The sequence below is a fragment of the Leptolyngbya sp. 'hensonii' genome (assembly GCF_001939115.1).
GTDB lineage: Bacteria > Cyanobacteriota > Cyanobacteriia.
In genome coordinates this window covers 39,265-52,780 of sequence record NZ_MQTZ01000058.1, presented here as the reverse complement: position 1 = coordinate 52,780, position 13,516 = coordinate 39,265, and the positions used below count along the sequence as shown (strand labels likewise).

Sequence of the window (13,516 nt, the reverse complement as noted above, 5' to 3'; positions counted from 1 at the left end):
TTGCAATAAAAAATCCCCGATCTCTGGACCGACGTGTTCCAGCAGATGCCCTCTCACTGCTGCCTCAATCCCTGCCAATGTTTTCACTTGCTCCGGGTCGGTTTCCTCGTATAGCAAGGCGGCAAGGGCACGGGCGTGGGCTTGAATTTGGGCTTTTTTCTCAGGGTCCATAAGCGTGGTTGACCAAAGCAGGAATGCTCAAAGTTTAGCGCGCTCTTTCAAACACAGCTCTAAGCACTTATACTCATCGCAAAAGTGGGATGCACTCAATCGCTGCTGCCCAATTTGGCGACCATAAACTCTTAAACGTGTCACAGATCGAAGGTTTAGGCTTGCTATTCCCTTCTGAATAAAAGCAACAATCTGCGGATCAGGAATGTCTTTAGACTCCAGTAAAATCTGTAGACAACTATCTTTTAGGAGTGCCTTGGTTGTAATTCCCCTTGGTTGGAGGCGCTGGCTAATTAAAGTAGCAATTGCTTGTGGATTGCCCTGCCTAGCCATTTCTAAACAGGTTTTGTCTACCATTAGAAAATCCTCTCTGACAAAAAGAATTGTTGTAGAAATGGAACTATTCCCCCGCTGCAATCGGGTCTGGCATTACTTCTTTCCTGCCCCCACCCTCCTCCAAAACTTTGGAAATACCTTCCCGCAACGATTAGATCTTCTCTGGTGGCAATATCTTCTGGAGAGAGCCCAAAATCCTTCCGAGATTTGTGGTTATATTCTTTGTCTGTGCATTCACTCAGATCCCAACGGAAATTAGGTGTCCAGTTATACTCCAGAAGTCTAAATTCTTCACTATCGGTTTGCCTCCTCTCGTACCTTGCAATGCAAGCGTTGCAACGCCAATATTGATAGACTGTGATTGAACGAATTGCCTGAAAGTCAAGCATCTGTTTTGAAGCAGCATTTGACATAATGACGGTTCAGCCTCAAATTAATGGTCACCTGCTGAATTAATATGTCTGCCGATTCAGGAATTATGCAAAAAATACGGCAATTGGCTTGAGCGTGATCAGGTATCGGTATTAAACTGGGTTTCCTGCTAAAACTTGCTATGACCAATCCCATCCTGCAACAGAAACAGTGGGTGTTCGATCGCTGGGCTCCCCGATATGATTGGCTGTTTCCATCGGTGTTCTATCAGGCCATCCACCAGCGGTTGTTGACCTACGTCCAATTCTCCGATCGTCCCCAGGTACTGGATCTGGGTTGTGGTACAGGTCGTCTACTGAATCGGTTAGCAGCCCACTATCCCGATCTACAGGGAACGGGGTTTGATCTGTCTCCAGAGATGATCCGTCAGGCCCGACGCTCCAACCGCCATCGCCCCCGGCTGATTTTTGTCCAGGGGAATGGGGAAGCGCTGCCCTTTACCGAAGAGCAGTTTGAGGCCGTTTTCAACACGATCAGTTTTCTCCATTACCCCCACCCGGAACGGGTTCTCACAGAGGTGCGACGGGTTCTGAAACCGGAGGGTCGCTTTTATTTGGCTGATTTTACCCCCAGTTGCCTGACCCAGCCTTCATTTCGGGCCAGCTTACCCGGTAATATCCAGTTTTATAGTCCTCAATCGCGGGAGCAGCTTGGGGCACAGGCTGGATTACGTTGCCTGGGGCATCATTACCTTCTAGGACCTGTTCTGTTAACCCTATTTGTTCCGGACCCTGCTTTTTCTGCATCGGTATAAGTAATTGGCTGAGATTCTTTTGGCTGAGATGAGGTAGACAATCATGAAATTGCAGGCTTTGTCCGTATTAGTTCTGTCTGCAGCTTTATGGTCAGGTGAAGCTGCGATCGCCCAGATCCCCCTCCAACCAGGAACCTACTGGCTGGGAACAAGTAAATCGATCAGGATCATTGGGAGTGAAAATAAGTTTTGTTATATCGGTTATTCCAAATATGGAGTGAGCATTGCTTCCTTACTACCTGTTTTGAAACAACCTAATGTCTATCGTGTGCATACCTTTGAAGGCGTGCTGATTATGCAACAGTCTGATCAGGTTTTACGGTTCGGCAAAGATCAGATGTGGAGTGACTATCAACTGGACCCATCCAGTTCTCAGGATGCCATCATCCCTGAAGGAACCTTGTGTTTGAAATCTGCCAAGCCTTATTTTAAACAATTTAAGCCGGGCCGGGGTTAAGTCTAACTGCATCGAGAGCATCCCAGTTTTGCAAGGTTGCCCACCCAAGGGGAAGCCGCTGCGCGTCTACATCCTCCAGCCCCTTCTCCCAAAAAGGGAGAAGGGGAGCCAAGCTTTACTGAAGACGACTAGAAGAGTCGATTTTGTTGAGTACAGTTTTCACGGCATCCACAATGACATCAGGTTGATCTATCCACACAAAATGACCACTTTCACCCGCTTCAACTTGAAGACAATTAGTTGATAGGTTGCATAAATCCAAGTGCATCTTCTCCCGCAACTTATTAGCATCTTTTAGGGGAATAAAGATAGTCCAAAAGGAAGGTTTGAAGAATGAATTGGCTTTAATGCTTGCGATGGGAACTGTGCCAAAATGTTTGGCTACACTAACCTGACACGCACTTTTGTCTAAATTTATCATCTCTCGACTCATCGTAATCCAATGTTTGGCACGACAGAAGGAACGTTTCACCCCATTGAGAGAAGCTTGAGAAAAGCGGCGTAATTCAGGCTTTAACAACTCAAATATTCCAAAAACTCTTAGAAGTCGGATAATCCCAAGCATTGAACCTAAAATGGACATCACAAAGCCTGAGATGAAAAAGAGTTTCAAAGCCTGTAATGGAATAGACATCCTGAGCATTCCTGTTTCATGTAGTGCATCTGTGAGTACAATACCTACAACTTTCTCAGGAAACAGATGAGCATAGAGCCGTACATTATAGCTACCAAACGAATTACCTACCAAAATGTAGGGTGGTTTGATGGCCGCTTGTTCGAGGAGAGTATCTAATTCCTTCACAATTTGATGGCTGGTTCGAGGATATGGGCTGTGATCACTCCATCCATATCCAGCTCGATCGTAGATACAAACTCGGGCTAATTTTGATAATTCCTGAATTAGGAAGTAGCCCTCTATTCCTCCTAAACTATGATCCAGGACAATGGTTGGACTAGATTCTCCCACAGTGTAAAGATGGAGTCGATATGAACCGACATCAAACAATTGACCGGGTGGGGGTGGGCGATCTTCGAGCCAGCTAGCGATCGCTTGATAAGATGTTGTAGCAACTAACAGAAGAACCTGAATTGAGATAGCCACCGTCCCCCCTTTTTTCTAGCTAACGTTCCTGCTGAGTGGCTGTTAGTGACCCTTGTGTCCATACCCAGATCTTCTGATAGTTCCCTCAAACAGGTTTGTTATGCTAAACAACGACCGTGGGCGTTGCTGAATGAAGGAATGAATCAGGAGCGTGAGGAAGATGCTCATACTACTAGTGTTCCGTCAGGAAAATTTTGACGGGTCGAAGACCCGCAAAATTTAACCCCAATCAACAACCTGGATTTTGGCTGCCCGTCAATCATTGATTGACTGACCACTAGAGTTGTCATTGATGGGGAGTGGGAGCGTCTCCCTCACGTTCAGATCGGGCAAATCATACCGTGATTCAGCAACGCCTCATGGCTTCACTCGCCTTTGAATATACCTACAGTTTAAGCTTGCCGTGCTACTACGGGAAAAGTTTTGTTAGTCAATCAGGCTTCTCTTTAAGTAACTCGGCACAATTAAATCGAGGATAGGTGTAGGGGTGAAGGGGGCACGCCCCATTCCTGGGGACGTTCGCGAAGCGTTGCGCCAGCAAAAGCCCCCAGACCCCCATTTTTATAATTAATCTCACCCGATTACTTATAAAGCAGCTCTTACTCAGTTATTTGCTTCCATAAATGAGCAAAGTTTATTTCATCCCAACACTCCACAATTTTGCCATCCTGAATTCTGTAGATAACGATGCCGGTAAACTCTACTTTTCGATTCGTAGGGGCGATACCGTGAAACTCTTTTCTGTGAGTTCCTCTTGTTGTGACACGAAGAACAACTCTATCATTCTCAGCGATCAAATCTTCTACTGAATAATGAGAGTCTGGAAACGCTTCTACGAATGCCAACTCCAATCGCTGAAGCTCATGAAAATCAATCACGCCGTCTCGACTGTGGCCAACAAAATCTAAAGATATATAATCTTTAAAGCCAGCAGAAAATCCATTATTGCCATTGGCAAGCCAATGCCTTATGAGATTTTTATTGCTCTCTTGATTTGTCATTTGCTTATCCAAAGTCAAGCAGGAAAACTACATCTCAAGTGGTTCATTCATTTGAATACCATGCTTCTCAAGAATTGCAGAAATTTTAGATAGATCGTCAGGTAAATCTCTAACTTTATCTGACATTTCGATGAAAAACTCGTCAATTGCGCCTCCGATCGTCCATGCCAGAAACTTGACGGCTTGGTTGGAATTGTTCTTATAGCCGTGGGGTGTTTTTGCAGGCACATGTACAAAGTCACCTGGCTCGATCGTAAACTCTTCACCATTCAAATACATCACCATTGAACCTTCTAGCATATAGAAGCTTTCTTCTTCTTTGGTATGCGTATGGGGAGGCACATAACCATTTGGAGGAACATCAACAGTCGCAACTGTCATGCTATTGAACGAGTGGGCAGACTTTAATTTGATGCACACCCGATCACTCAAAACTTGTACCCTCTGACCTTCTTCACGTTTTAATATCAGCATATTCCTATTCCTGCTTTAGGGTTTTGGTTGCTCTAGCAAAATGTTGTTGCTAAAGCTGATGCTTCTATGTACGGGCAAACATTTAAGCTGGATCTCTGGTTTCCAAAGTTATTACCAGGCGGCTACAGTCTAGTCTTTATGGTCTCTCCGCAAATTATCAAGAATGGATGAATTGGCTGTTGGAAAGAGGCGGTGGGCTGGCAAGCTAACACCCAACTTGTGCGGTGCTAGTGTTCCGTCAGGAAAATTTTGACGGGTCGAAGACCCGCAAAATTTAACCCCAATCAACAACCTGGATTTTGGCTGCCCGTCAATCATTGATTGACTTACCACTAGATAAGGTCGTGTCCTGGACCTGTTGAAGGGAGTCATCTAGAACTGTTGAATTGAAAAGAGAGCTATTGTGCAGCCCCAAACAAAGCGATCAGCAGCACTACCCATATCGTGGTTGACCTCCAAAAACTGATTAGCCAAAGGAAGGTCGATCGCCCCTGCAGGTCCTGCCAAAAAACACGATCGCAAAATATCCCTGAACCGAATATTACTCAGGCTCTCGCCCCTATTAATGAAAAACCCCTGAGACTGGAAGGACATATCCATTCCGGTAATCTCAGAGGTTCTGATTTATGCGATCAAGAATGCAAAATTCGGCGTTGCTGAATAGAAGGATGATTTTCGTGCTTAAGCCTTATGCAGCCCTCACCCTAGCCCTCTCCCAAAGGAGAGGGAACAAGAGTTTTAGCTCCCTTCTCCTGCGGGAGAAGGGTTGGGGATGAGGGTAATTCATATTTGCATTCAGCAAAGCCCAAAATTCTTGCTCTAAGGTGCTGGCCCAACTGAAAACCTGTAGGCCATTCTGCAGAAGACGCTACACCACCAGTTCCTTCACCTTGCTGATGATGCCCACGGGGTCAATGCCTTGGTGGGGGAACTGTTCCCATAATCCGCCGCAGCCTTCTTTGTGGGTACCCAGGTGGGCAAACTTCGGTGTCAGCCCTCGCTCCAACAACCAGGAGCCAAAGCGACTGCCCAAACCGGTGCGACGGTTGAAGGCTTCCACCACTAGCACAAATGGGCTGGACCCTACTTTCTGCAGCATGTCCTCATCGACCACATTCAGGGTGGGCTTGTTGATCACCCCCACATCAATCCCTTCCTGTTTCAACCGTTCTGCCGCATCCAGAGAGCGATAGAGGGCATCTCCGAAACTGACAATGTAGCCTGCGGTTCCTTCCCGCACCACTTCGTCTTTCCCAGGGACAAACTGGTACGACTCGCCATACAGATTGTTGCCACTGGCATCCAGCACATAGGGGGTCTTGGAGCGGGTGGAGAAGATGAACCGTAGGCCCGGATCGAAGAACACGGCTTCCACGACTGCTTTCATCTGTCCAGCATCGGCAGGGAAGTAGAGCCGGGTTTCATAACCATCATCCAGCCCATTGTCGGCAAAAAAGTTGTTCAGACCGAAGTGGCAGGTGTTGTCGGCCATGTCATCAATGCCGGAGTGGGAGAAGTGGCAGAGCAGGTTGGAGTAGTTCAACCGTGCCATCGTGATTTCTGAGATGCACATCTCCAGGAAAGCGGCGAAGGTGGCAAAAATGCCTTGCTTGCCTTTCTCCATGCCAAACCCGGCAGCAGCAGAAATGTTGCCCCGTTCCATGATGCCAGCGGGAATAAAGACTTCTGGGTGAGCATCGTGGATCTTCTTCAAACCGCAGGAGCCTTCCAGGTCACTGTCTACCACCAGAACCTTGGCTTTCCGATCGGCCTCACTCATTTTCCCCAGAATTCCCACAACTGCATCTCCAAAGACGTTGCGGTTGGAGTCCCACTTATCGCTGGAACCGATGAAGGTGTAGGTGTTTTTCGGCTTCTGGATGCCCTTGAGGAATTCCACAGCGGCCCCGTGACCCCGTTTTTCCAGATAGGCGATCGCCTTCTCCACGGAAATCACATCATGACCGTGGGTTGAGCCTTCCAGTCCGTCAATGCCGACACACATGGGGCGCTTGTTGATCACGGCGATCGGACCAGGAGTCATCACTGCTTCACAAAGATTGCGGTACAGGCTATCCAGATCTTCCCCATCCCCTTCCAGCACCTTCAAACCATGACCCGCCAGGGTTTTGGCCACCGTGTAACCGCCCAGGTACTTGGAGGGGTGACCCGCGATCGTCACATCGTTGTCGTCAATGATCAGCTTCACGTTGATGTGCTGAGCCACCGCCAGTCTGGCGGCTTCTGCATCGTTGCCCTCCTGTTGGGAGCCATCCGAACCGAGACAGAAGACAACTTTACCGGGATTTGCCAGGGCTACCCCATTCACGTAGGGCCACATGTGCCCCAGGCGACCAGAACTGAACTTAACGCCAGGGGTCAGACCCAGTTCAGGGTGGCCGGGGAGATGGGCGTGGGCTTCCCGGTAGCGCAGAAGATTTTCAGCAGGCAATTCACCGTGTAAGGTCGCCATCAGATACTGGGTCCCCACCCGATGTCCGGCCTCATCGAAGAAGATCGGGACAAACTGATCCGCTGCCCCCCGGAAGAAGGCATCTAGAATCATCACTTCCGGCACTGTGTCGTAAGGACCACCCGTATGACCACCAACTCCTCTTGCAGCGCCAGTAGCCGTAAAGAAAACGATCGCATCCCGGCAGAGCTGGATATTCGCTTTCAGGGCCTCCCGCTGCTCGGCGGTGAGCGTGGACTGGGTTGGATCAAGCGTCAGGAGCTTGTAAGCACTGAGGTCAATGGGAAAAGAAGAGGTCGTCATGGGTTTGTCCGGCAAAAATTAAGGGGATACAGGAGAGTCATACCAATTCAAAATGAGTTTTCATCCTGTGCCTGATTAGAGGTGTAGCATGCTAAATCTGGGCATTATGCAACATCTGTGAGGCAAGCAGGTATGGGAATCACCATTAAAAATTTAAATTGACATCACCAAAGGTTGGGACTGCTGACTCTATCCACGCTGATACTACCAGGACTGGTGCAGAGATTAGCGAGTAATTTATGCTGAAACTGGGTCCTCTCAGTTCAAAAGATAGGTCTTAATTGTGCAATCTGAACAGGGAAACGCCCGACAAAGCAGGATAAACTTTGTGGCTACAGGGCCATTATGTGCCGGATAGAAGGAAGAAGTGGCCTGGTTAACGTCACCGGCTAGAAGTTGCCCAATACAGGATAAACAGTTCCCTTGATGACAGAGGCTGTCAGGCAACTCCATTCCGTGGGCTTTCAGCGCACTCAGAATATCCGCTTCATGGGATACAGGGATGGTCATATCTAAATCTCGATGATTCAGAAGGCGAATTCTGTAGATTTCCATGCAGGTTGAAGATCACAAGGATAAGGTTATCGGGTGATTCGGGCTGGCAGGGACTGAGCTACAAAAGCATTTAAGATTTCATCCTGCCGACCCACGCAGTACACCGAAAGCAACCATTGCATCCCTATCGCTACCAGATAATTGGGGCTAAAATCATTAGCATTAGCCTCAGCTTCCAAAGCAAGAAGAGTCATGTCAGCAGACCATTCAGACATCCCCAATGTACAAGATGCCTGGGCAAGGCTGGTGCTAGGGCGGCAGGCCAAAGCTGCTAGGGGAGGGTATGTCGGGTATGGCTCACCCGCATTCGGGCAACGATCGGTGGATGGTGAACTAAAGGACGACCCCGCCGAGGCCGAAGTCGTGGAATTGATTCGTCGTCATCATAAATCTGGCAAGTCTTTGCAAAAAATTGCAGATTGGCTCAATCAACAGGGATATCAAACAAAACGCGGGAAAGGGTGGCAGCGGATCTCAGTCAAACGGGTTCTTGATCGGCTCTATGGAAAAACAGCTCGGCTCTCAGAGCCCAAGTGTGAACCAGAGTCTGATCCATAAAGCAAAGAATCCTGTTTCCCGCACACCCCAGGGAAACCAAATACAGAGCTAAAGCTTGCCAAAGAAGAGGTCTGTTTTTTTTTTTCGTAACATCCCTCTATGTTACACTAAAGTACGTTAAACCACCTGTTTTTAGCTGGGTATACAGGAAAAATTGTTACATCCGTCCGAAGGTGCGCCTGAACAATCACCCCCATTCCCACCAGAAGCAAGCCAACTGGATAGCCCGTTGCGGTGGGCTCCTGACCTGAATGCTGCGATCGAGAGAACGCCCCTTATCGTTTCACCTGAGACCTTGCTGGTGGATGTGATTACCCTGATTAGCCAGACCCATCATCGGACTTGTACCCTTGATGGAGTAGAACAGTCAACCCATTCCGATCCGCTCTCAGATAATTTCAAGAGACAGGCTGGCTGTGTCCTGGTAATTCAGGACGGGCAACTCAAAGGTATCCTCACTGAACGGGATGTGGTGCGATGGACGGCAACAGGCATGAATTTTGCGGGGGTCCAAGTATCGAAAGTTATGGTCCACCCCGTGATTACAGTATCGCAGCGATCGCTCCAGGATATTTTTGCCGTACTCTTTTTGTTTCGCCGCTATCGGATTCGCAATGTGCCTGTGGTCGATGACACGGAAAGAGTAATTGGGGTGATTTCCCACTCCAGCTTGCGGCAGGCCCTGCGTCCGGCCAACCTCCTGCGGCTATATCGGGTAGCCGATGTGATGACGACTCAGGTTGTGCAGGCTCCCCTGAGCACTCCCGTCTTGCAGGTAGCCCAATTAATGGCCACCCAGCGAGTCAGTTGTGTGGTGATCACCCAGTTCGACGACGAGAATAACTCCCGTCCCGTGGGGATTGTAACTGAACGAGATATTGTCCAGTTTCAAGCCCTGCAAATTGACCTGAGTCATACAATGGCCGAGAGAGTAATGAGTACCCCCCTGTTTCTCTTGAACCCGGAGGATTCTCTCTGGACGGCTCAACAGGAGATGCAAAAACGCCATGTTGGGCGTCTGGTGGTGTCCTGGAACTGGGGGCGAAAAATGGGGATTTTGACTCAAACCAGTCTGCTGCGGGTGTTTGATCCCGTTGAAATGTACAGTGTGATTAAAAACCTGCAACAAACAATTCAGCAACTCGAAACCGAGAAAGAACTCCAGCAGAGCCTTGCTACTCTTAAGGGAAAAACCTCCCAAGCCCTTCAGCAGATGTTGGTGATCCTGAATCGGTTGCTCGAACAGTCCGATTTACAAACCCCAGACACCCGATCGCAACTCCAGCAAATCAGAGATCAGCTAACGACCCTAATGCGGTAAGGATGCCTCCTCCCTATCCTCCTGCTCAGGGAGAATTAGGAGGCTCAGGCCGTGAGACTGATGGAATTACGGAGACTAACCGTAAAGTCTTCATGAAGGAAGCCGACTTTGCACTGGTTCTCCAATAAGTTTCGGTAAAGCAGCAGGATCTGACGTTGCTGTTCACCGGTTTTTCGTTGATTGTAAATATACCTTTTTTAGATCTTGCCATCACCATTGGGTCTAGGGTTGAGATCGATCGAGAGGGGGTCCATTCCCCACCAAACTCCCTGCCCTGGCCATCCGAAGGTTTCCCGGTCTATCCAGCAGAAGTTCGACCCAGCATGGCATGGACAGACACCGCAACCTTTGGCATGACTCCTGGTTAACCCTTTAGCATTTTCTCCTTATGAAACTCCTTCAATCTTTCACCAAACTCTCTCTCGTGGCGGTAGGAAGCGCGATCGCCCTGGGGTCTACCCTGGGTTCCACTGCGATTGCCGCCACGCTCAACGTGGATCAGATCTTCGTCTTTGGGGATAGCCTCTCTGACAGCGGGAATGTCTATGGCTTTTCCGGCAATACGTTTCCGCCCTTTCCTTATTTTCAGGGCCGCTTTTCCAATGGCCCCAACTGGATCGATTACCTTTCCCAGGATCTAAATGTAACGCCGACGCCGTTGGCGAACGTGCTTTTCCAGGGGGCAATTCCAACCCAGGGGGTCAATTACGCTTTTGGGGGAGCCACCACGGGTCCGGATCCAATCACCGGCGTGCAAAACACGATCGACCCCACCCTGCCTGGTCTTCAAACCCAACTCCAGTTCTTCTTAAGTTCTCTGGCCCAACAACCGATCCCAAAAGCAAATCCCAACGCCCTTTACGTGATTTGGGCCGGAGGGAATGATTTTCTCCCCAGCCAAAGTCCATTTTTCACGCCCTTCACGGATGATCAACCCACCCTAAACAACGTGAGTTTTGTCTTAAACAGCTTGATTCAGGCTGGGGCCAAGAATTTCCTGGTGGCCAACTTACCCGATCTGGGGAGTGCTCCCGCAGGGGCAGCCAACAGCCAGACCCTGAACCCATTAACCCAGGATTACAACCAGAACTTGAGCCAACTCTTGAGTAGCTTGGGGCAAGCTAATCCAGATACCAATATCCTCTCTTTGGATATCAATTCCCTATTTAAGGCTGCGATCGTAAGTCCTCAATACAGCAATGTTACAACCCCCTGTGTTGACCTGCAAGCCTTCCCTCCCTCCCTCTGTTCCTTTGATCCGGCGGTTCAGAATAGCTATCTGTTCTGGGATAGCATTCACCCCACCACGGTGGCACACCAGCAGATCGCTGACCTGGCTTTGAAGACCCTTTCCGTACCTGAACCCGCTACCGTCCTTGGATTGCTGACGATCGGAGGTACCGGTTTGTTGGCCAGTCGTCGTCGGAAACGGGCGGCTTAGGCTCAGGCGATCGCCCTGGTTGCTTCCAAATCCCCTCGCGCCTTTCGACTCCGCCCAGGGTGCGAGGGGCTAGCACAATTGACTTCGACCCTACTCAGCCACCGGGTTTCATCCTTGATTGATGTGACCTGTGTAACACTTCATTACCCCATAGCACTCAATTCCGGGAGTTAAGCGCAATATAGAAGCAGCGAATCTTAATAGGAGAGGGGGTATGAGGCGCTTTATCCTGTCACCCCAAAAACTGATTTACCAGGTTATCGATGCTTTAGCACTCACCTACGCCGAGTTTTTAATCGTGCTCCTGGTCCTCTTATGTTGGCTGCTGGTCATGTCTCCCGTTGCCCTCTAACCTGAACTGAAACCCGTCCCAACCGGATCGGAGATGGGGGCAAATCCCTGATCCGATCGGGTTGTATGCAATGCCTCTAGACAGACGCAGGCAACTGCCCTGCTCCCCCACGATCGTGGCGATCTCGGGAGGCAGAGGTTTCCTCCAGGTAGAACAGTGGCTGTCAGAAGACATTCATCAGAAGAATTCAGAGGAGGAACCCCCGATGTTTGAATCTGCTGAAATCGGCCACAAGCTCAGTAAGGAAAAGTATGAAGCCCAGGAACCGGACCTGCGGATTCAACTCCTCGAAATGCAGGAGGATCTGAAGCAAGCCCCCTTTCCAGTGATTATTTTGATTGGTGGGGTCGATGGGGCCGGAAAGGGAGAAACCGTTAACCTGCTGCATGAATGGATGGACCCCCGCTACCTCCAGACCCATGCCTTTGGTCCCCCTTCTGACGAAGAACAGGAGCGACCCGAAGCCTGGCGGTTCTGGCGGGTTCTACCCCCCAAAGGCCGAATCGGCATTTTCTTCGGCTCCTGGTATACCCGTCCGATTATCGATCGGGTCTATGGCAAAACCAAAGATGGCGATCTGGAAGCCGCCATGGTGCGAATTAATGCTTTTGAAAAAGCCTTGGTGGATGATGGGGCCTTGATCATTAAATTCTGGTTTCATCTCAGCAAAGACGCCCAGGAAAAGCGGCTCAATGCCCTGATGAAAAATCCCGCCACCCGCTGGCGAGTCACCGAAACCGACTGGCAACATTTCAAGCTTTACAATAAGTTTCGGCGCATTTCGGAGCATGCCCTGCGGATGACCAGCACTGGGGAAGCACCCTGGATGGTGATCGAAGGCACAGACAAGCGCTATCGCAGTATTACCGTTGGGACCTCCATTCTCAAGCTGATTTCAAAACGCCTAGCCGGAATTCCTCCAGCGATCTCGCCGGTCTCCAGTCCCACCACCGTCCTTCAGGATCCCTACACCCTGTTGGACACCCTGGATCTCTCCCAAAGCTTGAGCGACGAAGCGTATAAACAAAAACTGGAAAAATATCAGGGGCAATTAAATCTACTCTACCGACAAGCCAAAGCAGCCGGACGTTCTGCCATCCTAGTGTTTGAAGGCTGGGATGCGGCGGGCAAAGGGGGGATTATCCGACGGATCACGTCGGCGATCGATGCCCGGGGCTACCAGGTGATTCCGATTGCAGCCCCCACCGATGAGGAGCGCAGTCACCACTATCTCTGGCGCTTCTGGCGGCATCTCCCCAGAGCTGGACGAATCACCATTTTCGATCGCAGTTGGTATGGCCGGGTGCTGGTTGAGCGGATCGAAGGCTTTGCCACCGAAGCGGAATGGATGCGGGCCTATACTGAGATTGTCGATTTTGAGCAGCAACTGCATGAGCATGGTATCCTCTTGCTCAAGTTCTGGGTTCATATCGATGCCGATGAGCAAATGTGCCGTTTTGAGGAGAGACAATCCACACCTTATAAGCACTATAAAATTACCGAAGAAGACTTTCGGAATCGGGCCCGCTGGCATGACTATGAACTGGCCGCCAATGAGATGATTGAACGCACTGGAACGTCCTTTGCCCCCTGGTCCTTAATTGAAGCCAATGATAAGAAATTTGCCCGCATCAAGGTCTTAAAGATTTTTTGCGATCGACTGCAAGCGGCACTGGATGATGCAAAAAAGCTATAAGTTGACCTGTTGGTAATCTTGGGAACGCTTGGGTTGGCGTTCAGCCCTTCCACCTCATCGGTGACTTTGACCGGTTCTCGAAACACCATT

15 protein-coding genes and 1 pseudogene are annotated in these 13,516 nt (G+C 49.6%); 7 read left to right on the top strand and 9 right to left on the bottom strand.

Features of this window, described 5'->3' with window-relative positions:
* From BST81_RS29010 to BST81_RS28615, 3 genes and pseudogenes are all read right to left on the bottom strand, one after another.
* A pseudogene (locus BST81_RS29010) lies at positions 1–171 on the bottom strand (ISKra4 family transposase); the annotation flags it as partial.
* A 27-nt stretch (positions 172–198) separates the two neighbouring features.
* The gene (locus tag BST81_RS24595; protein WP_075601157.1) at positions 199–528 is read right to left on the bottom strand and encodes a hypothetical protein; all 330 of its coding nucleotides are present in this window, start codon (positions 526–528) and stop codon (positions 199–201) included.
* Complete coding sequence (locus tag BST81_RS28615) at positions 528–920, bottom strand: hypothetical protein (protein WP_075601156.1); 393 nt, start codon at positions 918–920, stop codon at positions 528–530. The genes BST81_RS24595 and BST81_RS28615 overlap by 1 nt, the downstream gene beginning before the upstream one ends.
* Positions 921–1,060: 140 nt before the next feature.
* Here BST81_RS28615 and BST81_RS24585 point away from each other — a divergent pair, with 140 nt between their 5' ends.
* Together BST81_RS24585 and BST81_RS24580 are read left to right on the top strand one after the other, a co-directional pair.
* Complete coding sequence (locus BST81_RS24585; protein ID WP_075601155.1) at positions 1,061–1,693, top strand: class I SAM-dependent methyltransferase; 633 nt, start codon at positions 1,061–1,063, stop codon at positions 1,691–1,693.
* A 43-nt stretch (positions 1,694–1,736) separates the two neighbouring features.
* Complete coding sequence (locus tag BST81_RS24580; RefSeq protein WP_075601154.1) at positions 1,737–2,150, top strand: hypothetical protein; 414 nt, start codon at positions 1,737–1,739, stop codon at positions 2,148–2,150.
* A gap of 115 nt (positions 2,151–2,265) precedes the next feature.
* On the opposite strand, the gene BST81_RS24575 is transcribed toward BST81_RS24580, so the two are convergent.
* The 6 genes from BST81_RS24575 to BST81_RS28275 form a co-directional block, all read right to left on the bottom strand.
* Positions 2,266–3,252, bottom strand: a complete 987-nt coding sequence (locus BST81_RS24575) for an alpha/beta hydrolase (RefSeq protein ID WP_075601153.1) — start codon at positions 3,250–3,252, stop codon at positions 2,266–2,268.
* A 599-nt stretch (positions 3,253–3,851) separates the two neighbouring features.
* Complete coding sequence (locus BST81_RS24570; protein ID WP_075601152.1) at positions 3,852–4,253, bottom strand: ester cyclase; 402 nt, start codon at positions 4,251–4,253, stop codon at positions 3,852–3,854.
* 27 nt (positions 4,254–4,280) lie between these two features.
* Entirely contained in the window at positions 4,281–4,727 is a 447-nt protein-coding gene (locus tag BST81_RS24565; RefSeq protein ID WP_075601151.1) for a cupin domain-containing protein, read from the bottom strand.
* Between the two features lie 868 nt (positions 4,728–5,595).
* Entirely contained in the window at positions 5,596–7,503 is a 1,908-nt protein-coding gene (locus BST81_RS24555) for a transketolase C-terminal domain-containing protein (RefSeq protein ID WP_075601149.1), read from the bottom strand.
* A 258-nt stretch (positions 7,504–7,761) separates the two neighbouring features.
* Positions 7,762–8,013: a 2Fe-2S iron-sulfur cluster-binding protein gene (locus BST81_RS24550; protein WP_171974844.1), complete on the bottom strand. Its 252-nt coding sequence runs from the start codon at positions 8,011–8,013 to the stop codon at positions 7,762–7,764.
* 71 nt (positions 8,014–8,084) lie between these two features.
* Positions 8,085–8,252, bottom strand: a complete 168-nt coding sequence (locus BST81_RS28275; protein ID WP_171974843.1) for a hypothetical protein — start codon at positions 8,250–8,252, stop codon at positions 8,085–8,087.
* On the opposite strand from BST81_RS28275, the gene BST81_RS24545 reads away from it, so the two are divergent.
* The 5 genes from BST81_RS24545 (at position 8,251) to pap (ending at position 13,426) form a co-directional block, all read left to right on the top strand.
* Complete coding sequence (locus tag BST81_RS24545) at positions 8,251–8,616, top strand: recombinase family protein (protein WP_075601147.1); 366 nt, start codon at positions 8,251–8,253, stop codon at positions 8,614–8,616. The genes BST81_RS28275 and BST81_RS24545 overlap by 2 nt on opposite strands.
* A 154-nt stretch (positions 8,617–8,770) precedes the next feature.
* Positions 8,771–9,937 (top strand): CBS domain-containing protein, encoded by a 1,167-nt coding sequence (locus BST81_RS24540; protein ID WP_253188478.1) that lies wholly within the window; start codon positions 8,771–8,773, stop codon positions 9,935–9,937.
* A gap of 388 nt (positions 9,938–10,325) precedes the next feature.
* Complete coding sequence (locus BST81_RS24535; RefSeq protein WP_075601146.1) at positions 10,326–11,378, top strand: SGNH/GDSL hydrolase family protein; 1,053 nt, start codon at positions 10,326–10,328, stop codon at positions 11,376–11,378.
* Between the two features lie 214 nt (positions 11,379–11,592).
* The gene (locus BST81_RS28270; RefSeq protein ID WP_171974842.1) at positions 11,593–11,730 is read left to right on the top strand and encodes a hypothetical protein; all 138 of its coding nucleotides are present in this window, start codon (positions 11,593–11,595) and stop codon (positions 11,728–11,730) included.
* 70 nt (positions 11,731–11,800) lie between these two features.
* On the top strand, positions 11,801–13,426 hold the full coding sequence (gene pap / locus BST81_RS24530) for a polyphosphate:AMP phosphotransferase (protein WP_216351449.1): 1,626 nt from the start codon (positions 11,801–11,803) through the stop codon (positions 13,424–13,426).
* Positions 13,427–13,516 lie beyond the last annotated feature (90 nt).

Coding starts and splice junctions, on each gene's coding strand:
- BST81_RS24595 (WP_075601157.1), bottom strand. CDS start 528: ATGGTAGACAAAACCTGTTTAGAAATGGCTAGGCAGGGCAATCCACAA.
- BST81_RS28615 (WP_075601156.1), bottom strand. CDS start 920: ATGTCAAATGCTGCTTCAAAACAGATGCTTGACTTTCAGGCAATTCGT.
- BST81_RS24585 (WP_075601155.1), top strand. CDS start 1,061: ATGACCAATCCCATCCTGCAACAGAAACAGTGGGTGTTCGATCGCTGG.
- BST81_RS24580 (WP_075601154.1), top strand. CDS start 1,737: ATGAAATTGCAGGCTTTGTCCGTATTAGTTCTGTCTGCAGCTTTATGG.
- BST81_RS24570 (WP_075601152.1), bottom strand. CDS start 4,253: ATGACAAATCAAGAGAGCAATAAAAATCTCATAAGGCATTGGCTTGCC.
- BST81_RS24565 (WP_075601151.1), bottom strand. CDS start 4,727: ATGCTGATATTAAAACGTGAAGAAGGTCAGAGGGTACAAGTTTTGAGT.
- BST81_RS24555 (WP_075601149.1), bottom strand. CDS start 7,503: ATGACGACCTCTTCTTTTCCCATTGACCTCAGTGCTTACAAGCTCCTG.
- BST81_RS24550 (WP_171974844.1), bottom strand. CDS start 8,013: ATGACCATCCCTGTATCCCATGAAGCGGATATTCTGAGTGCGCTGAAA.
- BST81_RS24545 (WP_075601147.1), top strand. CDS start 8,251: ATGTCAGCAGACCATTCAGACATCCCCAATGTACAAGATGCCTGGGCA.
- BST81_RS28275 (WP_171974843.1), bottom strand. CDS start 8,252: ATGACTCTTCTTGCTTTGGAAGCTGAGGCTAATGCTAATGATTTTAGC.
- BST81_RS24535 (WP_075601146.1), top strand. CDS start 10,326: ATGAAACTCCTTCAATCTTTCACCAAACTCTCTCTCGTGGCGGTAGGA.
- BST81_RS28270 (WP_171974842.1), top strand. CDS start 11,593: ATGAGGCGCTTTATCCTGTCACCCCAAAAACTGATTTACCAGGTTATC.
- pap (WP_216351449.1), top strand. CDS start 11,801: ATGCCTCTAGACAGACGCAGGCAACTGCCCTGCTCCCCCACGATCGTG.